The sequence below is a fragment of the Neptunicella marina genome (genome assembly GCF_014270035.1).
GTDB classification, from domain to species: domain Bacteria; phylum Pseudomonadota; class Gammaproteobacteria; order Enterobacterales; family Alteromonadaceae; genus Neptunicella; species Neptunicella marina.
Map to the genome: position 1 here is coordinate 315,397 of NZ_JACNEP010000003.1, position 22,083 is coordinate 337,479.

The following is a 22,083-nucleotide window of genomic DNA, read 5'->3' on the forward strand; positions in this document are numbered from 1 at the left end:
ACAAGCTTGTAAATAGGAATCAGAATGACTGCGCTAGGCTGGGACTGTTATTAACAATTAAGTGACTAGTGTTTATTAAAGTTTACAATTTAATGATTTATTGTTTTGCTAAGCGTGTTTTCTGGAATTTGTAAATTAATTGATACAAAAGAATATGGGCGACTCATCGCGGGAATATGCTCAAATATTAGCTGCGACAATTTGTCGCATGTTCAGTATGCCACCTCGACTTTATACTGCTAACCCTCTGAATTTATTCGTATCACAGGTTATTGGTTGTGCATAAGTTGCCCTTGTTTTCTCCTATTAGTTATTTATCTGTTGTTGTTGCCAGTTGTTTCCCGTTAGTTGCTCAGGCTGATGATGAGTTCGATACCATCGAAGTGACAGGCCATTTACAACAAAACACTGCCAACATGGGCGCCTTAGATACCATATTAAAACAACAAGGCGTTGATTTTTCAGCCGCTGGGGGCGTATCGGCATTGCCCGTAATTAACGGCATGACAGCCGACAAAGTCAAAGTTTTGCTGGATGGGGCGGATATATCGGTGGCTTGTGCCAATCAGATGAATCCGCCCCTTTCTTATTTGTCTGCCAGCCAGGTGAGTCAGGTGAGTGTATTGGCGGGTGTTTCTCCGGTGAGTGTTGCCGGAGACAATATTGCCGGGGTGATACAGGTAAAAAGTACCGGGGCGCGTTTTGCCAATAGTGCTGAATTTGGTTGGCAAGCGGGTTATGTGTCGGGTGAGTATCGTTCAAATAATAAAGCCAAGCGTTTAGGTGTTGGGCTGGCGCTGGCGAGCGATAATTTTAGTATCGATTATCAGGGCCATAGTGACAAAGCGCAAAGCTATGAAGACGGCAATGGCAATCTGGTGTTTGATACCTTATATAAAGCCGAAAACCATTTGCTTACCACTGCTTACAAACAAGATAACCAGCTATGGTTAGTCAAACTGACTCACCAGCAAATTCCGTATCAGGGATATCCAAATCAATACATGGATATGACCAAAAATCGCAGTAATGGCGCACTATTGGAATACACCAATAATCTTGAAAATGGCGAGTTTTCGGCACGAGTTAACTGGCATAAGGTGTCCCACGAAATGGGATTTTTCACTCCCGAAAAAATGGGCATGATGCCAATGAATACCGAAGCCGAAGATAAAAGTTATCGGCTGAGTTATCAGTTTGCTGCCAATGCGCAAACACGCATTTTGCTGGGGCATGAGTTATTTGATTACCAACTGGATGACTGGTGGCCGGGCATGCCTGATTCGATGATGATGGGGCCGCTGGATTACTTAAATATCAATAACGGTAAGCGTAAGCGTACAGCTGTTTTTGCCGAAGTTGAGCAAAATATAAATCCTGATTTTTATTTAAATTATGGCGCACGTATCGAGCAGGTAACCACTAACGCCGATGAGGCGCAGGCCTACAACACCATGCCGATGAACGCCGATTTTATGGCGATGCAGCAATTTAATACCAGCGACAGAAAGCAGCAGGATACGCTGCTCGATTTGAGCCTGATTGGTCGTTATTCTCTGGATAACAACAGCCAAATTGAATTTGGACTGGCCCAAAAAAATCGTGCGCCCAACTTGTATGAAAGATACAGCTGGGGCCGCGGTGTGATGGCCACTTCTATGATTGGCTGGTTTGGCAGTGGCAACGGTTATGTCGGGGATATTGAGTTAAAGCCCGAGACCGCACGCACATTGAGTATTAAATTTAGCAAAATGGACGCTGCGGCTAAGTGGCAATTTGATGTCAGTGGTTATTATACAAAGGTTGATGATTACATTGACGCGGTAAAAATTGGTCAGTTTAATCGCAGTGATAACCCGGCAACCCTGCATCATATTCTGCAATTCACCAATGTAGACGCACGTTTATATGGTTTAAAAGCCAACTGGTTAAATGAACTGGCGAGTAATGAAAGTGGCGTATGGCAATTACAATTATCGGCAGATAAACAATTTGGCCGCAACGCCGATAGCCACTCCGATTTATACCAAATCAAACCGCTTGAACTGACTGCAACCATCAAACATCAACTAGGCAACTGGCAAAATAGCCTGAGCTGGCAGTGGCTGGATGATAAAATCCATGTGGATCTCAATCGCCTGGAAAATACCACTGAGAGTAATCACTTACTTAATCTTGAAAGTCAGTATGAATGGGACAATGTTACTTTGAGCTTGTCGATTGATAATCTGCTGGATGAGTATTACCAACTGCCTTTAGGTGGTGTGAGTATTGCTGATGTTTCTTCTAAGCGCAGCGATAATTTTGCACAATTAGCTGGTGAAGGACGTTCGGTTAATTTAGGTGTGGTATATCGTTTTTAAAGCGGGATACGGGAATAGATCCTGCAGCCAGTTTTGTGCTGGCTGCCCTTCTTAAACAATGCCTGCATCCAACATAAACATGCCAGCGTTGCCAATATATCTTGCAGACTAAAACTGCCCGTTTGCTGATATTGCAGGAACGGAATGGCAATTATGAGCAGCATAAAGACCTTCATGACTTTAATACTGCGCCGTATCCGTGATTGTTTGTCCATCGCCATCCTCATTCAATTCATATAACTTTCGTTAGACTGGCTATTCTAACTGCGGTCATCAGGCAAAATAAAGTCAGTCATCTTTCATGCCTTAGGCAGGTTGCCGATATTTTGCCCTAAATCATAAAACGCAAACCTGCTCACCGGATTTCATAAGTCTTTTACAATGGATTTACATTGAAGATCAGGGACTTTTCCCTTCTAATCAAACGCATTTAGTTAATTCACAAGGAAAAATGCAATGCGGTTCGCGCAACTTTCATTAATGATGAGCAGTTTGTTGTTAACAGCATGTGGTGGAACAGAAACAGCGCCAACAGCCAGTAATACAGTAAAACCGGATTCACCAGCTGTATCACAGACGGTTAAATTTGAACTGAATCAGTTAGGCTTCAGGCCTTATTCATTCAAGGTGGCGGTTGTTAGTAGTAGTGATGCGACAGAATTTTCTCTGGTAAGTGAGCAAAATAATCAGGTGGTATATACGGGTAATTTATCCGAAGCCGCAAACTGGGATGTGGCTAACCAGCAGGTGCAAGTGGCTGATTTTAGTGATTTTGATCAGCAGGGCAATTTTAAACTGGTGGTGGGAAATAATCAGTCTGATGAATTTGTTATTAGTGATGATGCCTATCAGGCGGTTCATAACGCTGCGTTAAAAGCCTTTTATTTTAATCGTGCCAGTACAGCATTAAGCACCGAATTTGCCGGTGACTATGCCCGGGCGGCAGGCCATGCGGATGATAAGGTAAAAATTCATGCTTCAGCTGCCTCTGCCAATCGACCGGCAGGCTGCGAAATCAGTGCACCCAAAGGCTGGTACGACGCCGGTGATTACAATAAATATATCGTTAACTCCGGTATTTCTACCTACACCTTATTAAGCGCTTATCGTCAGTATGCCGCATTTTATCAGCAGCAACTTACCGATATTCCGGAATCAGCCAATAGTGTGCCGGATATTATTGACGAGGCTAACTGGAATCTGGATTGGATGCGCAGCATGCAGGATCCGGTTGATGGTGGTGTATATCACAAATTAACCACACTTAATTTTGCCGGAATGGTGATGCCAAAAGATGCCACCGCGCAGCGCTATGTGGTGCAAAAAACAGTTACAGCGGCGCTCGATTACGCCGCAACCCTGGCACTTGCTAGCCGAATTTATACTGACTTAGGCGAGCCTAATAGTGCTAAAGCGGCAGATTATATTCAGGCGGCTGAAAAGGCGTGGCAATGGGCTGTTGAACATCCACAAGCTTATTATCAGCAACCGGAAGATGTTAGCACTGGCGCTTATGGTGATAACAATGCTGAGGATGAGTTTTTCTGGGCGGCGGCGGAGTTGTATCTAACCACGCAAAAAGACATCTATTGGCAATATGTATCCGAACATTGGCTAAATGCCAGTACCCCAGGTTGGGGGAACGTAGGCACCTTAGGTTTGCTTTCATTACAAAGTGAAGGTAAGTCATTACTTTCAGCAGCAGATTACCAAAATGTGCAACAACGACTCACGGATTATGCCAATCAGGTTGTGAGTGATGCTCAAAGTTCCGCTTATCAAGTGGCAATGAACCGCACAGATTTTGTGTGGGGCAGTAACGCCAATGCCTTGAATAAAGCAATGGTGCTCATGCAACTATTTGCCTCCAACCAAAACAGTGATTACAAAAAAGCGGCTCAGGGGCTGCTGGATTATGTATTAGGCCGTAATCCAACGGGCTACAGTTATGTGACCGGATTCGGGCATAAAACGCCGATGCATATTCATCATCGTCCATCAGAAGCCGATGGCATTGCTGAACCGGTGCCGGGCTGGCTGGCAGGTGGCGCGCAAAATGGTCAGCAAGATGATTGTAACTATCCATCTAACTTGCCTGCATTATCCTATGTGGATGATGTTTGCAGTTATTCCACCAACGAAATCACCATTAACTGGAATGCGCCGCTGGTATTTGTGCTTGCTGCGTTAAACCAATAATAAGAGGCAAAGTATGCTGCGTGTATCTCATCCATTATTTGTAGCCACTGTCATGTTGATTGTGAGTTGTTTGTCAGGCTGTGGCGATAAAAAGGTTGTAGATAACGCAGCATCGATAAAAGTTAAACCCGTTGCCTCGTTTAACTGGTTTGAATATCAGGGAAATGACAAAGTATTCGGGCAACCTTTGAAAGCCGATGAGTTTTACAATCCCGTTATAAGTGGTTTTTTCCCTGACCCAAGTATCACGCGCAAAGGCGATGATTATTACCTGACCACCTCGTCGTTTTCCTATGCGCCGGGGCTGCCTGTTTTGCACAGTAAAGACCTGGTTAACTGGCAATTAATTGGTCATGCGCTTAATCGCAACGCGCAATTTAACTTTGACGGTTTGCGCGTATCTCGCGGTATCTTTGCGCCCACCATTCGTTATCACGATGGACTGTTTTATATCATCACTACGGCAGTGGATAGTGGTGGTAATTTTATTATTACGGCAGAGGATCCAGCAGGTCCCTGGTCTGGTCCTATCTGGTTGCCTGAAGTCGGTGGTATTGATCCCGATATCTTTTTTGATGATAACGGCAAGGTGTATATCACCCACAACGATGCCCCAGCTGAAAAACCGCGTTATGACGGACACCGGGCAATTTGGATGTGGGAATACGATCCTGCTACACAAAAAGTGGTCAAAGATTCAGGCCATGTGGTGGTTAATGGCGGTACCGATATCAGCAAAAAGCCGATATGGATTGAAGCACCGCATCTGTACAAAATTAACGGCTGGTACTATTTGATGTGCGCTCAGGGCGGCACCGGTGATAATCACTCTGAGGTGATTTTCCGCAGCCGTTCTTTGGAAGCGCCTTTTGAGCCTTATGCCAATAATCCAATTCTGACTCAACGTGATTTAGATCCGAACCGGGCACAACCTGTTACCACGGCCGGGCATGCCGATTTAATCCAAACGCCAGCCGGTGACTGGTGGGCGGTGTTTTTAGCCACTCGTTCCTATGAGCAGCGCTTTTACAACACCGGCCGCGAAACCTTTCTTTTACCGGTGAGCTGGAATAATGACTGGCCGACGATTTTAGCCAAAGGCGACGTGGTGCCTTATGTGACCAAACGTCCCAATTTAGATTTATTTAAACCGGCCGATGCCGTGCCACAAACCGGTAACTTTGTTTGGCGGGATGACTTTGAACAAACGAATCTTGATCTTAATTGGAGCTGGCTACGTCAGGCTGAACATAGTTGGTCAGCGCTTGAAAATGGACAGTTAACATTAACCGCGCAACCAGCCAATTTAAATTCCCTTAATCAGCCGGCTTTTATCGGACATCGTCAGCAACATATGCATTTTACTGCCAGTGCCGAGCTGGTATTGCCTGAATCCACTGAAATTGAAACAGGCCTAACTGCCTTTCAAAACAGCCAGTATCACTATGATTTTGGTCTGAGCAAAATGACAGGTGGTTATCACTTATTAGTGCGCCAGATGGCCGCGGGTATTGAACAAAAATTAGCGAATATAAAAATTGTTGCCGAAGCGGGTGACACCATCAGATTGTCGATAACTGCTAATGCCGGAAAAATGGATTTTAGCTATTCACTTGCAGACAATCAGCAACCGTTTTTAAAGGATACCGACGGTAAAATTTTAAGTACCACAGTGGCCGGAGGATTTGTCGGCACTATGGTCGGGCCTTATAGCCAGTTTGTTAAAAACGGAGAAAAATAAATGCGGTTTGCGCAGTTGGTCAAACTTATTTTCATTAGTTGTACTTTGGTGTCCTGCTGGGCGACAGCATCGGTTCCTCTTAAAAAATCCTATGTGCATTATGACTATCAGCAAGGTGATTTTGCGTTAAAACAAGGTAACACCGCCACCGCCATCTATGTGGATAGTCAGGACTTGTCCGGTGTATCGCTGGCGGTGCAATCTTTGCAGAGTGATATTCAAAAAGTCACTGGTATCAAACCGCAGTTAATTAATGAGCCAAGCGGCCAGTCGGCGCTGGTGATTATTGGCACAGTAGGCCACAGCCAATTAATAGATCAACTGATTGCCAGCGGCAAACTGGATGTATCAGCTATTAAAGGGCAGTGGGAAGCATTCCATATTCAGCAAGTCACCAATCCGTTTCCGGGCGTTGAAAAAGCATTGGTTGTAGCTGGTAGTGACAGACGCGGCACCATTTTTGGTGTTTATGATATTTCGGAGCAAATCGGTGTTTCACCCTGGTATTGGTGGGCCGATGTGGCAATTAAACCTCAGTCACAACTATTTATTGCCGCTGATGTAAACGTCACCGAGCAGCCCAAAGTCAAATATCGCGGTATTTTTTTAAATGATGAAGCACCCGCCTTAACCGGGTGGGTGAAAGAAAAATACGGTGATTACAACGCAGAGTTTTATCAGCATGTTTTTGAATTGTTATTGCGCTTAAAAGCCAACTTCCTGTGGCCTGCCATGTGGAATAATGCCTTTAGCATGGATGACGTCAATAACCCGAAACTGGCCCATGAAATGGGCATAGTAATGAGTACCTCACACCATGAGCCTATGATGCGCGCCGATAAAGAATGGGACAGAGTAGGTAAGGGTAAATGGGACTATGCGGTTAACCCGGATAATCTGTATCAATTCTGGCAGCAAGGTGCAGAGCGTCATAAAAACTTAGACAGCATTTTTACCTTGGGGATGCGTGGTCAGGCAGACACGCCGATGAGTGAAACCGAAAACATCGGCCTGCTGGAAAAAATCGTTCACGACCAGCGTGAAATCCTGAAAAACACCTTTAGTGATCGCGATATCAGTGATGTGCCGCAGGTATGGACTTTGTATAAAGAAGTACAAAGTTATTACGAAAATGGCATGCGCGTGCCAGACGATGTGACGTTGTTATGGTCAGATGATAACTGGGGCAATATCCGCCGCTTACCAACCGAAAAAGAGCGTTTACGCCAGGGAGGCGCGGGTGTGTATTATCACTTTGATTATGTAGGTGGGCCACGTTCCTATCGCTGGATCAATACCACACAAGTTAGCAAAGTGTGGGAGCAAATGAAGCTTGCTTATCAGTATGGCGCTGATCGAATCTGGGTGGTGAATGTAGGTGATCTAAAACCAATGGAACTGCCTACAGACTTTTTCCTGCGTTTAGCCTGGAACCCGGATGCCGTTGCGCAGCAGCAGTTAAGCCAATATTCACAGCAGTGGGCGCGTCAGCAATTTAGTGAAACTCATGCTGCAGAAATCGCGCGAATTGTTGATGGTTACACTCGCCATAACGCTAATCGCAAACCAGAACTTTTAGATGAAAACACCTACAGTATTTTGCATTATCTCGAAGCCAAAGGCGTGTCTGATGAATTGCAAAGTCTGGCAGCCAGTGCTGAGAATATTTATCAGCAATTAAATGATGAGGATAAAGCCGCTTTCTTCCAATTGGTGCTGCATCCTGTACAAGCATCGCAAGCGGTGTTTGAGCTGTATCACAATGTGGCGATAAATCGTTTATATGCCAAACAGGGCCGTGCCAGTACTAATCAATTTGCTGAACAAACTAAACAGTGGTTTGAAAAAGATGCCGAGCTAACCAAGCGATACCATGAGTTAGAAAATGGGCGCTGGGATCACTTTATGGATCAAACTCATATTGGTTACACCCACTGGAATAATCCTCCTGCCAATAGCATGCCTTATGTGGCAATGAATCAGCCACAAGCTGTTGCAGATATGGGCGTGGCAGTGGAAGGAACTGAGGCATCGTGGCCAGCTCAGGGGCGTTTAACTTTAGATGCTTTTTCACCTTATGGTCAGCAGCAGCGTTTTATTGATGTATTCAATAAAGGCACAAAAGGCTTTGCGTTTAGTGCCAGTGCTAACCAACCCTGGATCAAAATTAGTAAAACCAGTGGGCAGGTAACCATTGAACAGCGTTTGTGGGTAAGTATCGACTGGCAAAAGGCGCCTGCAGGTGAGCTGGCTGGACAGATTAATATAAAAGGCACCGGCTGGGGCGGCGCCGTCATTAATGTCACTGCTGTTAAGCCACAGTCAACAGACGTAAACGGCTTTGTTGAGGCAGACGGCTACATCTCACTGGATGTGAGCAAAGCTAATATGCTGAACAATTCAAAGGATGTCAGCTGGCAGTTGATCCCCAACTATGGTCGTGAAAAAGCCTCAGTAACCAGCGTTACCCCCGCCAATACCAGTATCGAAGATTTGACCAATACACCGGTATTGGAATACGACTTTACTTTGTTTACAACGGGGGATTTAACGGTACACACTCAGGTGGCTCCTACGCTTAATTTTGTACCTGAGCGCGGCTTGCGTTATGCCATTGCCGTGGACGATAAAACACCGCAAATAGTCGATATTCTGGCGAAGAATACCCATGCCGACTGGCAACAGGCGGTGAGTAACAATATTCGCGATATCGTTAGTCAGCATCAGGTCATGGAAACCGGGCATCATAAGTTACGCATCTATCTGATTGATCCTGCCGTTGTCATTGAGAAAATTATTATTAATACCGGTGGTCTGAAGCCTTCTTATCTGGGACCACAAGCAAGTAAGTACATCGCTGCGTCATCAGCGACATCTATGGAGAAATAACGTGAAAATCACCGAAGCAAAAGTCATTGTGTGTTGTCCTGGCCGCAACTTCGTCACCTTAAAAATTGTAACGGACGAGGGCTTGTATGGCATTGGTGATGCCACTTTAAACGGGCGTGAAAAAGCGGTAGTTAGCTTTTTAGAAGATTACCTGTGCCCGATGTTAATTGGCAAAGATGCACAGCGCATCGAAGATATCTGGCAGTATTTATATCGCGGTGCCTACTGGCGTCGTGGTCCGGTTGGTATGACAGCGATTGCTGCAGTTGATACTGCTTTATGGGATATCAAAGCCAAAGCCGCCAATATGCCGCTGTATCAGCTATTAGGTGGACGCAGCCGCGATAAAATAATGGTTTATACCCATGCCAATGGTGCTGATATTCCTTCTACTTTGGATGCGGTGGGCAAAGCCATAGAGCAAGGTTATAAAGCGATCCGTGTACAGTCAGGCATTCCAGGTGTCGCAACGACTTATGGTGTGTCCAAAGGTGGTGGTAAGTACGAACCGGCGGATTCGGATTTACCGGATGAACATAGCTGGTCGACTGAAAAATACCTGAATTTCACCCCTAAATTATTTGATGAAGTGCGCCGCCAGTACGGAAATGATATTCATCTACTGCACGATGTTCACCACCGCCTAACCCCGATTGAAGCGGGTCGTTTAGGTAAAGAGCTGGAGCCTTATCATTTATTCTGGATGGAAGATGCGGTGCCGGTGGAAAATCAGGAAAGCTTCCGTTTATTGCGTCAGCACACCACCACGCCTATCGCAGTGGGGGAAATTTTCAATTCCATTCACGATTGCCGCGAGCTTATCCAAAACCAGCTGATTGATTATATTCGTACCACAGTAGTGCATGCCGGTGGTATTACCCAAATGCGCCGCATTGCTGATTTTGCCTCTTTGTATCATGTGCGAACTGGTAGCCATGGTGCTACCGATTTATCACCTGTATGTATGGGCGCTGCGCTGCATTTTGATTACTGGGTACCAAACTTTGGAATTCAGGAACATATGCCACACAGCGAACTGATGGAATCGGTATTTACCCGTGCTTATCGTTACGAAGATGGTTACTTTACGCCGGGTGAGGCAATTGGCCACGGCGTGGATATTGATGAAAAACTGGCGGCGAAATATCCGTATCAGCGTAAATGTTTGCCGGTCAACCGTTTGGAAGATGGCACCTTATGGCATTGGTAACACGCAGTAAAATCAAAAATGACTGATTCAGGTTAATTTTTGCCTAAGGTTTATTAACATTATTAGCACCCTGCAGGGTGCTTTTTTATGTCATTACAAAAAAGCTTCTATAATAAAATCGTCTTTATTTTTGTGCGGTTAATATCTAATTGATTGAATTATCTACACTAATATTCATTTTTTCGTGACTATTTCGTTATACCCATTACATAAAAATCTTGTTATAAAATTGTTTCGATTTATTGTTTTTATGTTGCGAAATTTTTGCAGGTGTTTGACTGGTTTCTTAACCCCGTTCACTATGGCAAAAAATAAAAACGTTTTCACTGATGATTTTGCATTCTTTAATGGTGAAGAGTGTAAACGGTTGCAGGGACGGTTTCGGGGGACAACCGCCTCGACCAGCAATCTCGTTTAAGTTGTGGTAGTTAGCATTAAACGCTCATCTGTGAATGTAAGACAATAAAGACAGTGGAGCATATTAATGACACATCCAGGTGTTAAATATAAACGACGGACAACAAAACCAATCTTCAGGAAATCCATGCTGGCAGTCGCCATGATGGGCGTCAATTTTGTTGCTTATGGTCAGCAAGCTGCAACCGAGCAGGACGCTGATAAAAAAGATCAAACCGATGAAGTAGAACAGATTGAGGTAAGGGGAACACGCGCTAACCTGTTAAATGCCCAGAATCTGAAACGCGAGGCTGACACAGTAGTGGATTCCATTACTGCATCGGATATTGGTTCCTTGCCAGACCGAAGTGTATTAGAAGCTATTCAGCGTTTACCCGGTGTATCGGTTGAACGATTTGCCGGCCCAGATGACCCGGATCATTTCAGTGTGGAAGGCAGTGGTGCCATTATCCGTGGTATGACTCAGACCCGCTCTGAATTTAATGGGCGTGATTCCTTTACTGCCAACTCTGGTCGTGGATTATCATTCCAGGATGTGTCACCCGAATTAATGGGGGGCGTTGATGTTTATAAGAGCCAGACTGCTGATATGATTGAGGGCGGTATTGGCGGCACTATTAGTCTGCGGACTCGAAAGCCATTTGACTCGCAGGATCGTGTTATCGCATTTAACGCCGATTATTCTTACGGTGATATTGCTGAAGAAGGCAGCCCAACTTTTTCTGGTTTGTTTAGCGATCGCTGGACACTGGATAGCGGTGCAGAATGGGGGCTGTTAGTTAACTATGCCAACTCGACTTTGCATGGTGCGTCCGAAGGTATTCAATCAGATGCATATACCCAATTTTATGCCCGTGATTTAGCCGGTGCAGAAGCCTTTGTTGGTGATGATGGAGAAGGCATTGTTTGGGTGACTAACGGCGCAAACTTGCTTAAAAAAGTCGACGATCGCAAGCGTGAGGGCATGGCGGCGACCATTCAGTTTGAAACCGCTGATGATAGTTTACTGGCAACGTTTCAGTATATTCGTTCAGACGCCACGCTTTCATGGCATGAAAATGCAATCAAATATCAGGGCGGTTATTCACAAAAAATTGCCGGTGAGGATGCGTCTCGTCCTCTGGCCGGGACAGAGTTTGAATTTGATGAGCTAGGTCGTTTTGAGTCAGGGATTATTACTCAGGGGGCGGGCGGCTGGCGTGCTGCTGATGGTAATGCGACCGATCCGGTAACGGGTGCACACAATGTGCCACGTGCCTGGGGTGAAAATGCCCGTCCACAGTGGGGGCACAAAACCCAGTATGATAGCCGGGTAAAAGATACGTCTACTTTGGTAGAAGACTTCTCATTGAACTTGCGTTGGATTGCTACCGAAGATTTAACAGTAACAACAGATATCCAATACGTTAAAGCGGATACTCAGGATGACGATGTCGTGCTGCACACGGGGGGGTTTGCTGCGCAGGAATACGATACAACTGGCGGAGGTAAGCCGCATGTGCGATACATCGATCCATGGTTAGGTTATCGTGATGAAAATCCAGATCTGTTTGCGGAAAATTATCCGGGATTCTCTGGTGATCCGGCGGGAGATGGCAATTTCTTCCAGGATCCTAATTCTTATTTCCTGCGTTCGGCGATGGATCACTATGAACGCTCTGAAGGTGACTCTGTAGCAGCGCGTATCGATGCCAAATATTTCCTCGACAATATGGGCATATTTAATTCATTGCAAACCGGTGTGCGTTACGCCAAGCGTGAACAAACGATTCGCAAAACCGACTGGAACTGGGGGTCTTTGGGGCCTGAGTTTTCCGGTTCGGCACCCGCAGCCTGGTTGCCAACCACAGATCTGAGCCCATCAGATTACGAATTAGTCGACTGGTCTGACTTTATGGGTGGTGGTGTTGCTGATATACCGGGTAACCAAACCATTCATATGACCGAAGAATATGTGCGTAACATTATTAAAGGCGCACAACCCTATCGCACCGCAGGTGGAGACTGGGCTCCTTATTCGTTGCGAGACAACGTAGATGCAGAGTATGGATTGTTTACACCCGGGGAGATCAGTGAAACCACTGAAGAAAATAAAGCGATTTATGTACGTTTGAATTTCGAAGGTGACGGAGATCTGCGTTACAGCGGTAACATTGGTTTGCGTTATGTTGAGTTAGACCGCACTAGTTTAGGTTCTGTTACTTTCCCTGACTTGGTGCCTGATTTTGCGCCGCCAGCGTCATTACAAGGCCAATCACTAAATCCCGATGTAGTGCTGACTTACGTAAATCAGCAAGTTGCCGATGGCATCTTCCCGGACGTAGCCTCTGCAATTCGCTCTACCGGTATGGATGCAGATGGTAATCCAAACGGATTACCCGACAACCGTTGGATTGGCGATATGAACAACTATCTGCCAGATAATGCGCGTCAATTTGGTAATGATAGTGAACAGGAAGTGGAAGCCAGCACCACCTTTAAAATGTGGTTACCCAGCTTTAACTTAAAAGTTGAATTGGACGATGATTTAATTGCACGTTTTGCTTTTTCTAAGGCCGTAGCTTTACCAGATATGGGCGATGTGGTTAACCATGCATCTTTAGGGGCGCAAAGCTTACAAACTGTTCGTGCAGGCGGCGTGATTGATCCGGAGAATCCGCCAGAGCCTGAAGATAATTTAATTCAGGAAACGCTGGTAGGTTCCTGGACAGGTAGCGGTGGTAACCCTTACCTCAAACCAATGGAATCAACGCAGTTTGATATTGGTTTGGAATGGTACTTCGCTGAAGTTGGCCAATTAAGTGGTACTTACTTCCGTAAGGACTTGAAAAACTACTTTATTCAGGGCGCGTTCCCTCGTTCGTTCACTAATCCGTCCAATGGTGCAGAGCAAACCGTATTACTAACGACCACTACCAATGGTGGCGAAGGTACAATGGAAGGGTTGGAAATTGCCTATCAGCAGTTCTTTGATATGTTGCCAGAGCCGTTTGATGGTTTAGGTTTACAGGCTACCTATACCTATATTGACGCTGCCGGTGTGCCAAACAATGAGCAGTCTTATGACGATGCATCATGGGTAGGCGATGTGGCAACAGATACCGGTATCCGCGTTAGTTTTGATAGCGTGCCAATGCAGGGGCAATCACGACACACGGCTAACCTGGTTGCTATGTACGAAAAAGATGGCTGGAGCGCGCGTTTAGCCTATAACTGGCGTTCTCGCTACCTGTTAACCACGCGTGATGTTATCAGTAAAGCACCGTTATTCTATGATGATCATGGTCAGTTAGATGCGTCGGTGTTCTACAATGTCACTGATAGCATTACCGTGGGTCTGCAAGGCACTAACCTGACCAACTCGGTATCAGAAACTATCATGCTGCTAAATGATGAATATTTAGAAGCAGGTCGCTCCTGGTTTGAAGCTGACAGAAGGGTTGCCTTTGTTGTTCGCGCAAACTTCTAAACATTGTTGATGTTAAAACGCCTCGTTTATCGGGGCGTTTTTGTTTGTGACAGCTTTTCGTTTTGTACATTTTGATGTGATATAACTCAGGTCGCTAATCAGACATGTCGGAGAAAATGGGCGGTATGCAACGCTTTAAGGTTGTAATAGTTGGTGGAGGTTCGGCCGGGTGGATGACCGCTGCGGCAATGGGTCGATTTTTAGATCCACAACGCTTTAGTATCCAATTAGTTGAGTCTGCGCAAATCGGTACCGTGGGTGTCGGTGAAGCAACGATCCCACATATTCGTCAATTTAATCAAATGCTTGGCATAGACGAAAACCAGTTTATGCAGGCAACTGGTGCAACCTATAAATTAGGGATCCAGTTTAACGGCTGGGGAAGTGAAAACAGCAGTTACATTCATCCGTTTGGTTTTAGCGGTGAGGATATTGCTGGTGTTGGATTTCATCATGCCTGGCTTAAGGCCAAAAAAGCCGGACAGGCACGTGATTTCCAGCAGTATTCCATTGCGTGCCAAATGGCGCTGGCAGGTAAGTTTCAGTATCAATCTGAGGATGAAACCTCATTACTTAGCCATTACAGCTATGCCTTTCATTTGGATGCCACCCAATATGGTCTTTTCTTAAAACAGCTGGCGCAACAAGCAGGTGTTGAGCGCATCGAAGATAAAATTACCAGCGTTCATCAACATTCGTCCGGGGATATCAAAAGTCTGGTGCTGCAAGATGGCCAAGAAATTAACGGTGATTTTTTTATTGACTGTTCCGGGTTTCGCTCCTTGTTGGTGGGCGAAAGTTTGCAGCAACCCTTTGACAACTGGCAGCACTGGTTACCCTGCGACAGCGCATTGGCGTTAGCTACCAAAAAAATGGACACAATAGTGCCTTATACACAAGCAAGCGCGCATACTGCCGGCTGGCGTTGGCGTATACCGCTGCAACATCGCACCGGTAATGGCTGGGTTTATGCCAGCGATTTTATGTCGGACAGTTCAGCGCAGCAGCAGTTTTCAGAGCATTTGGAAATACACGCGGATAAGGCTCCGAAAAAAATTAGCTTCGTTACGGGCAAGCGCACAAATTCCTGGGTGAAAAATTGTGTGGCAATTGGTTTGTCTGCCGGATTTTTAGAGCCGTTAGAATCCACCAGCTTGTATTTAACCCAAATAGCGATCCAGCGTTTAATTGAGCTGTTCCCGCAAAATGGTGTAACTGACGTCGAACGTGATTATTTTAATCGCACATTAAATAATGAATACCTCAAAGTGCGGGACTTTTTGATCCTGCATTACAAATTAAATCAGCGGCAAGACAGCGATTTTTGGCGTTATTGTGCTGATATGTCGATACCCGATAGCTTGCAACAGCAAATGGATCTGTTTAAACAACACGCCTGTGTTGATAATTATCGACAAGGATTATTTATGCAGCCGAGCTGGCTGGCGGTGTATTTAGGCCAGGGTTTTTATCCACTAACTGATAATAGTGCCCTTGGAAAATTATCGTCAGACAGTATTAATCAACAACTCGAACGTTACTACCAAAGCGTGCAAAATGCGGTAGCTAAAATGCCTGCCCATCAGCATGCGCTTGATGCCACAGCGCAGCGCTCTGAGCAAAGTACTGCGCATTATCCTGCCGTCGGGCAATCTCTTTACGGGCGTTTATGCTAATGACGACTAAGCAGGATCTTCATATTGCACTGATAGGCTCAGGCTTTGATTTTTATGCCCAATGTGCGCTGTTAGCCGCCGAGCTGCAGCCTTTTTCAGTTCGAATTTCTGCGTTTGAAAGTGTGCGTGAGCAGCCTGATAAGGTTGAGATTGTCGGGCCTGAAATCGCACCATTTTGCCAACAAATTGAATTAGCCCTAAAAACGCTGATGCAGCAAACAAAAGCTGGAGTCAGTTTAGGCATGCAATATCAATTGACGGAAAAGTCGTTTTTCGTACCCTATGCCGATTATGGGCTTGGGCCAAATGAAGAGTTTGTGCAAGGTGTGGTTAAGCTCGCCAAACAGCATCAGGATTTATCCATTAATCAATTTAATTTGGCGGCACGAGCAGCCAGCAATGCCAGGTTTGCGGTTCCACCGGCCAATCGCACAGAGTTAAAAAACAGTTTGAAGTTTGGGCTCAATCTACCGACAAAAAGTGCGACGACTTTGCTAAAACAGCAGGCTGAAAAACTGGGTGTTAACTTTTTTCAAGGCGAGGCAGCGCTTAGCTATTGCACATCGAATGACAGCCAAAAACAACTTGATGGCGTTTTATTGGATGGGCAATTGCATAGCGCTGATTTATATCTGCTCTGCAATCAAGTAAATGGCAAAAAAGAGAGCAAAAGTACATGGTGCGTTGCCAGCGCTTGCACAACAATCGAAACGAGTGCGATGCGTCCTTACCGGCAATGCATTGCAACTGAGCTAGGCTGGCTGTATCAGTCACTCTATGGTGATCAGCTTTGTTATCAGTTTTATTTTGATAAAAGTTCTGTATCCGAAATCGATGCTGCGCAATTAATAAAACAGCATAGTGGATCAGATAACATTCGTTTTGATTCGTGTTCACAAACACAGTTCCCACATTGGCAAAACAATGTTATTTCATTCAATGTCAGGCAACAAAATGAGCAACAACAATGTGTTTCTAACCTGGTTTGGCTGATGCAAATCAGTGATTTTTTAAGTTCGCATTTTCCCGCGTCGCCAAATACCCTATCATTGGCGGCATGTTTTAATCAGCATATGCAAAACATAGCCAGAGAAATTGAGCAATATTACGCGTTACATAAGTTGGCTGAAGTCAATTCATCAAAGATTAGGTCACATGCTGTTGCCGGGCTATATGCGCGATGTGGGCGCTTGCCTCAATCCGATTATGATGTGGTGTCGTCTTCTCGCTGGCACGCGCTATTGGCTGGTTTGGGGATCCAACCTGAGCTTGATAGTTTGTATTTGCAGCATGTCTCATTAGAACAACTCATACAAAAACTGCAGCATCTGGATAAGATCATGCAGGGCATTGTTGCGGGTATGCCAGACTATGCCGCGTTTTATCAACAATTAACTCACTCACAGTAAAGTGAATCGACTATGCAAAGTAAAAAAATAAATAAAATTCTCATTGTTGGTGGTGGCACCGCAGGCTGGATGGCAGCAGCGGCTATCTCCAAAGTGCTGGGCAAAAGTTACTGTGACATTCAGTTAGTGGAATCAGAGCAAATTGGCACTGTGGGCGTGGGAGAAGCGACGATTCCACAAATCCAGCTGTTTAATCAGCTACTGGGCTTAGACGAAAACGATTTTGTGCGCAGAACCCAGGCTACCTTTAAGTTAGGCATACAATTTGTTGATTGGGATAAAAAAGGCAGTGCTTATTATCATGCCTTTGGCGATGTTGGCCGTGATATGGAAGGGGTACATTTTTATCAATACTGGTTAAAAATGCGTGCCTTAGGCAAGGCTGAACATATTGACGAATATACCTTAACGGCCATGGCCAGCCGCGAACAGCGTTTTATGCGCTCGATTGATGCGGGTAATTCACCCCTGTCTAATATTGCGTACGCCTTTCATTTTGATGCAGGTCTGTATGCGCAATATTTGCGTGAATTTGCTGAGGCGCATGGCGTGGTACGCACCGAAGGTAAGGTGCAATCCACTCAACTTAAAGATAACGGATTTATTCAATCGGTAACCTTAGAAAATGGTGATGTATTAGCCGCCGACTTTTTCATCGATTGTTCTGGCTTTAAAGGCATTTTAATCGAACAAGCACTTAAAACCGGTTATCAGGACTGGTCGCACTGGTTGCCCTGTGACAGTGCGATTGCGGTGCCCTGTGAAAGCAATGGTGATCCTTTGCCTTATACACGCTCAACTGCGCACTCAGCTGGTTGGCAATGGCGCATTCCTTTGCAGCATCGTATTGGCAATGGACACGTTTACAGTAGTAAATTTATGCATGACGAGACTGCCAAACAAATATTGTTGGATAATCTGGAAGGTAAACCCTTAGCAGAGCCAAAATTACTGCGATTTGTCACCGGTAAACGTAATAAAGTGTGGAATAAAAATTGTCTGGCGCTTGGGTTAGCTGCTGGTTTTATGGAGCCGTTGGAGTCAACCAGTATTCACCTGGTACAGTCGGGCATATCCAAGTTGTTTAGCTTTTTCCCTGATTTAGATTTCTCAGCGGAAGATATAACTGAGTACAACCGTCAGGTTGATTTTGAGTACGAACGAATCCGCGATTTCCTGATCCTGCATTATTACGCCACACAACGTGATGACAGTGATTTTTGGAATTATTGCCGCACTATGTCTGTGCCTGAAGAACTCACCCAAAAAATTGAACAGTTTAAGGCCAATGGCCGTATTGCGCGTTTTAACAATGAAATGTTTAACGATTTAAGCTGGTTTGAGGTGATGTACGGACAAGGTATTCGCCCGCAGTCTTACCACGCTTTGGTGGATATTTTTAGTGAACAGGAATTGGAGCGCCGATTAGAGTCAATTCGTGCTGTGGTGCGTAAATCTGCCGATTACATGCCATCTCATCAGGCGTTTATCAACGAACACTGCAAAGCAGACAAAATGTAAATTATGAGTGTGTCCTGGAATGATAATGCCGATATTCGTACGCTGAATTTCGGCCGTGATCACATGCCGCTGTTGATTATCGATAACGCATTAAATGATCCTAAATGGCTGATTGATTTTGCGTTGCAACAACAAAATGTGTTGCCTGCAAAAGGCTTGTATCCGGGGCTTCGCTCTCCCGCCCCCGATAGTTATAAAAATCTTATATTGCAAAACGTATTACCGCTTATTCAACCGTTACTCATTGATGGAAATAGCGTTCAAAAACAGGCTCAAATTGAAAGTTATTACTCACTGGTAAGTACACCGCTATCAGAATTAAAACCCGCCCAATGTATTCCTCATTTTGACTTTGCAGTCATTAATGATGTTGCCGTATTACACTATTTGTGTGATGACTCCCACGGTGGTACCAGTTTTTATCGTCACCGCAGTTCAGGTTATGAATGGGTGGATAAAAAGCGGCAACAGGATTACTTTTCACGGTTAGATCAGGAAGTGCAGCTTTATGGGCTGCCGCAGGAATATATAAACGGCGATACAGCATTGTTCGAGTGTATTAGATCGGTGCCAGCCAGATTTAACCGTATGCTGGTGTATTCTTGCGCGAGTTTACATTCTGGTGATATTTCAAGGGACTATAATTTTGATCTTAATCCACTCACCGGACGTTTTACACTGGCGAGTTTCATTTCAGGTTAACGGTGCCAGTGTAACAAGTCATTTAATCCTTGTGAGGTGTAAGCCATATGCAGCAACTGTTCGTTTTCCATATAAAGCTCTAAAGGCACAAATCCATTAGGTGAAAAGTCGGGATCATTACTGTTATCAAATGAAATAAAGTAGCCACCATTGTTATAGCGGATTTGTCCCTGATAGAAAAAGTTGCTAGTGCCGCCCCAAATATCATCAATCCACACATGAGTTTTCCAGCTGATTTGCTGATTGGCGGGATTGCCGAAACTAATGTTACCTCGCACCATACTCGGAACCGGCATCTCTATACCGTTTTGTTTGTAATTGGCCAGTTGCCAAAATCCAGCAGGAAAAAATAAGTCCGCATCAGGCTTTTGCGGTTCAATTTGGGGGCTGGGAGAAACCTTAGGATCCGGATTGTTGTCAATGACTCGCTCGTTGCTATCGATCGGTGTAGGCTTAGATTCTGGCAACAAACGGGGGACTAATAATAATCCTACTCCAACAATAATCAGAATGATTGACGGATTACTCACGTTGAGTTTAATGCCAAACCCTTCGACATTATTGTGGCTGCCTGAATCTTTTTTACCGCCAATAAACAGGTATAAGCCTATTAGAATAAGCAGTCCGCCTACAGCCATAATAATATTATCAGTTGATGACATCTTTCCTGTCCTTTGGATATCAGCATTGATTTAATAATAGACAGATTTGGCTTTTTTATAGTTATTTTTCATTTATTTAGCTTTAGTCTATTAAAGAGGGTTTTGCGTCTAAACGAGTTGCAGCATAATGGGCGCATATTTCGTTGGGACTATGTATTTTGTCGGGAAAACTTCTTAAATCAGGCATGATTGTCAGTGCCATGACCTTTGTATCCAGAGTCATGGGATTAGCTCGCGATGTGATCGTCGCCAATTTGCTCGGTGCCGGTGGTAGTGCCGATGTATTCTTGCTGGCAAATAAAATACCCAACTTCCTGCGTCGCTTGTTTGCTGAAGGCGCATTTGCGCAGGCGTTTATTCCGATGTTGAGTGAAGTCAAACATCAGCACTCGGAAGATGAACTTAAGCTGTTTATCGCTCGAGTGGCGGGCACACTCGGCACCCTGGTGATGATAGTCACTATATTAGGCGTTATTGCCTCACCGATACTGGCGATGTTATTTGCCAATGGCTGGTTTATTGATTATCTCAATGGCGGGCCCGAGGCAGCAAAATATGAACTCGCTGCGTTGATGCTGAAAATCACTTTCCCTTATTTGTTTTTTATCACTTTAACTGCGCTATCTGGCGCTATTTTGAATACCTTAAATCGCTTTGCTGTATCAGCATTTACGCCGGTGTTATTAAATGCCTGTATTATTGGCGCAGCGCTATGGTTATCACCTCAGCTAACCGAACCGGCGATTGGGTTAGCGTGGGGGGTATTTATTGGTGGTGTGGTGCAATTTGTTTTTCAGATCCCTTTTTTGCGCAAAGCTGGATTGTTAGTAAAACCGCAGTGGGGCTGGCGCGACCCGCAAGTCAGTCGGGTCAGAAAACTGATGATCCCAGCCTTGTTTGGTGTTTCCGTTAGTCAAATCAATCTGTTGTTCGATACCTTTATTGCCAGTCACTTACAGGACAGTTCTATTAGCTGGCTGTATTATTCCGACCGTTTGCTTGAATTCCCCCTGGGATTATTCGGTATCGCCATTGCCACTGTGATCCTGCCAACATTATCTAATGACCATGCTAAGCAGGACCATCAGGCATTTAAACAGAATATGGACTGGGGTTTGAAAATGGTGTGCTTGTTGGGTATTCCTGCCACCGCCGGGCTCATTGTATTGGCTTCGCCCATGTTAACTGTGTTATTTCAGCGTGGTGAGTTTACTGCTAATGATGTGGTAATGACGTCAGCGGCATTAGTAGCCTATGCCAGTGGTTTATTGTGTTTTATGTTAATTAAGGTGTTGGCACCGGGGTTTTATTCTCGTCAGGATGTAAAAACACCGGTTAAATTTGGCATTTGGGCGATGATCAGCAATATGGTTTTTAACGTGATTTTTGCCTGGCACTTTAGTTATGTGGGGTTGGCCATGGCAACCTCTGCGTCTGCCTTGCTAAACGCCATTTTGTTATACCAACAATTGCACCGTAGTCAGATTTTCCGAGTGTCACGCAAAACCATTATTTTTGTCAGCCAGATTCTGCTCGCAGCGCTGGTGATGGCAGGTTGTTTACATTGGTGGCAGCCTTCTAATCAGCAATGGATGGCCTGGGATATTAAACAGCAAATTTTAGCTCTCTCAGCGTGTATTGCTGGTGCATGTGTTATTTTTGTCACCAGTGCTATCGTATTAGGTGTCAGACCTTCATCATTGCTCAGAAAAACAGCAGATCTGTAAGCTTTACGCCAACATATTAAATAAATCATCAAACATCCCTGTCAGAGTGCTTTTTTTACACTGCTAGTTGGTTATAATCCGCTGTTTTTATACGCCAA

The 22,083-nt window shown here is 44.9% G+C and carries 13 protein-coding genes; 11 read left to right on the top strand and 2 right to left on the bottom strand.

Features of this window, described 5'->3' with window-relative positions; all coding sequences use genetic code 11:
- Positions 1-278 precede the first annotated feature (278 nt).
- Complete coding sequence (locus tag H8B19_RS06010) at positions 279-2,363, top strand: TonB-dependent receptor (protein ID WP_338401498.1); 2,085 nt, start codon at positions 279-281, stop codon at positions 2,361-2,363.
- Here the strand turns inward: H8B19_RS06010 and H8B19_RS06015 are convergent.
- A complete protein-coding gene (locus H8B19_RS06015; protein WP_186505892.1) occupies positions 2,360-2,578 on the bottom strand; it encodes a hypothetical protein in 219 nt (72 codons plus the stop codon). The genes H8B19_RS06010 and H8B19_RS06015 overlap by 4 nt on opposite strands.
- Positions 2,579-2,819: 241 nt before the next feature.
- Here H8B19_RS06015 and H8B19_RS06020 point away from each other — a divergent pair, with 241 nt between their 5' ends.
- From H8B19_RS06020 to H8B19_RS06060, 9 genes are all read left to right on the top strand, one after another.
- Positions 2,820-4,562, top strand: coding sequence for a glycoside hydrolase family 9 protein (locus tag H8B19_RS06020; protein ID WP_186505893.1), 1,743 nt, complete (start codon positions 2,820-2,822; stop codon positions 4,560-4,562).
- A gap of 13 nt (positions 4,563-4,575) precedes the next feature.
- Positions 4,576-6,303, top strand: a complete 1,728-nt coding sequence (locus tag H8B19_RS06025; protein WP_186505894.1) for a glycoside hydrolase family 43 protein — start codon at positions 4,576-4,578, stop codon at positions 6,301-6,303.
- Positions 6,304-9,192, top strand: a complete 2,889-nt coding sequence (locus tag H8B19_RS06030; RefSeq protein WP_186505895.1) for a glycosyl hydrolase 115 family protein — start codon at positions 6,304-6,306, stop codon at positions 9,190-9,192.
- 1 nt (position 9,193) lies between these two features.
- The gene (gene manD / locus H8B19_RS06035; protein ID WP_186505896.1) at positions 9,194-10,402 is read left to right on the top strand and encodes a D-mannonate dehydratase ManD; all 1,209 of its coding nucleotides are present in this window, start codon (positions 9,194-9,196) and stop codon (positions 10,400-10,402) included.
- A 544-nt stretch (positions 10,403-10,946) separates the two neighbouring features.
- Positions 10,947-14,288, top strand: a complete 3,342-nt coding sequence (locus H8B19_RS06040) for a TonB-dependent receptor (protein WP_206683164.1) — start codon at positions 10,947-10,949, stop codon at positions 14,286-14,288.
- A gap of 104 nt (positions 14,289-14,392) precedes the next feature.
- On the top strand, positions 14,393-15,964 hold the full coding sequence (locus H8B19_RS06045) for a tryptophan halogenase family protein (RefSeq protein WP_186505897.1): 1,572 nt from the start codon (positions 14,393-14,395) through the stop codon (positions 15,962-15,964).
- A complete protein-coding gene (locus H8B19_RS06050; RefSeq protein ID WP_186505898.1) occupies positions 15,964-17,373 on the top strand; it encodes a tryptophan 7-halogenase in 1,410 nt (469 codons plus the stop codon). Before H8B19_RS06045 ends, H8B19_RS06050 begins: the two co-directional genes overlap by 1 nt.
- Positions 17,374-17,385: 12 nt before the next feature.
- On the top strand, positions 17,386-18,894 hold the full coding sequence (locus H8B19_RS06055; RefSeq protein ID WP_186505899.1) for a tryptophan halogenase family protein: 1,509 nt from the start codon (positions 17,386-17,388) through the stop codon (positions 18,892-18,894).
- Positions 18,895-18,897: 3 nt separating this feature from the next.
- The gene (locus tag H8B19_RS06060; RefSeq protein ID WP_186505900.1) at positions 18,898-19,596 is read left to right on the top strand and encodes a DUF6445 family protein; all 699 of its coding nucleotides are present in this window, start codon (positions 18,898-18,900) and stop codon (positions 19,594-19,596) included.
- Here H8B19_RS06060 and H8B19_RS06065 read toward each other — a convergent pair.
- Positions 19,593-20,258, bottom strand: a complete 666-nt coding sequence (locus H8B19_RS06065; RefSeq protein WP_186505901.1) for a hypothetical protein — start codon at positions 20,256-20,258, stop codon at positions 19,593-19,595. The two genes, H8B19_RS06060 and H8B19_RS06065, sit on opposite strands and share 4 nt — an antisense overlap.
- Positions 20,259-20,416: 158 nt before the next feature.
- On the opposite strand from H8B19_RS06065, the gene murJ reads away from it, so the two are divergent.
- Positions 20,417-21,985 (top strand): murein biosynthesis integral membrane protein MurJ, encoded by a 1,569-nt coding sequence (murJ, locus tag H8B19_RS06070; RefSeq protein WP_186505902.1) that lies wholly within the window; start codon positions 20,417-20,419, stop codon positions 21,983-21,985.
- Positions 21,986-22,083: the final 98 nt, after the last annotated feature.

Bases quoted from the DNA above. Each gene is read 5' to 3' on its own strand.
- H8B19_RS06050 (WP_186505898.1), top strand. From the start codon at position 15,964: ATGACGACTAAGCAGGATCTTCATATTGCACTGATAGGCTCAGGCTTT.
- H8B19_RS06045 (WP_186505897.1), top strand. From the start codon at position 14,393: ATGTCGGAGAAAATGGGCGGTATGCAACGCTTTAAGGTTGTAATAGTT.
- H8B19_RS06030 (WP_186505895.1), top strand. From the start codon at position 6,304: ATGCGGTTTGCGCAGTTGGTCAAACTTATTTTCATTAGTTGTACTTTG.
- H8B19_RS06015 (WP_186505892.1), bottom strand. From the start codon at position 2,578: ATGGACAAACAATCACGGATACGGCGCAGTATTAAAGTCATGAAGGTC.
- H8B19_RS06025 (WP_186505894.1), top strand. From the start codon at position 4,576: ATGCTGCGTGTATCTCATCCATTATTTGTAGCCACTGTCATGTTGATT.
- H8B19_RS06055 (WP_186505899.1), top strand. From the start codon at position 17,386: ATGCAAAGTAAAAAAATAAATAAAATTCTCATTGTTGGTGGTGGCACC.
- H8B19_RS06060 (WP_186505900.1), top strand. From the start codon at position 18,898: ATGAGTGTGTCCTGGAATGATAATGCCGATATTCGTACGCTGAATTTC.
- H8B19_RS06065 (WP_186505901.1), bottom strand. From the start codon at position 20,258: ATGTCATCAACTGATAATATTATTATGGCTGTAGGCGGACTGCTTATT.
- H8B19_RS06020 (WP_186505893.1), top strand. From the start codon at position 2,820: ATGCGGTTCGCGCAACTTTCATTAATGATGAGCAGTTTGTTGTTAACA.
- H8B19_RS06040 (WP_206683164.1), top strand. From the start codon at position 10,947: ATGCTGGCAGTCGCCATGATGGGCGTCAATTTTGTTGCTTATGGTCAG.